The 521-nt window shown below is 53.2% G+C and carries 1 pseudogene; it reads right to left on the bottom strand.

The annotated features are described in order from the left end of the window. Positions 1–521: pseudogene (locus tag ACTHUE_RS20090) on the bottom strand (exodeoxyribonuclease V subunit gamma); the annotation flags it as partial.

Here is a 521-nt window from a genome sequence, read left to right as displayed (position 1 = left end):
GCCTGCAAAGGATGATGTTTCACCCATTTCTCCGACAACTCACGCCCGCTTTTCCCCGTCATGGCGGCGATGGTATCCAGCAGCTCGCTGATTAATGAAGACGGCGCAAACTCGGCATCATTGCGTATATCGCGGCCGATATAAGACAAATACAACATTTCGCGCGCGCTGATTAAGGCTTCGAGGAAGAGATAACGGTCGTCGTCACGGCGGGCGCGGTCGCCTTTTTTCGGATGTTTGGCAATCAGGTCGAACACCGCCGCTTTGGTATTGCGAGGAAAATCGCCGTCATTCAAACCCAGTAGGCAAACCATTTTAAACGGCAGGCTGCGCATCGGCACCATACTGCAAAAAGTGATGCCGCCGCTCAAAAATCCGGCTTGGCTTTCGCTGTCCAAAAAGCGGCGGATATGGCGGATAACGGTTTTACACGGCAACAATCCGTCAAATTCGGCCAACTGCGCCTCTTCCTGCCATTTCGCCAAAGACTGCTCAAACTGCTGCTTGGCGTATTGGTCGTC

Source organism: Neisseria sp. P0021.S005 (assembly GCF_051956955.1).
Note: the sequence above shows the minus strand (reverse complement) of the source record. Positions and strands in the feature narration are given on the sequence as shown.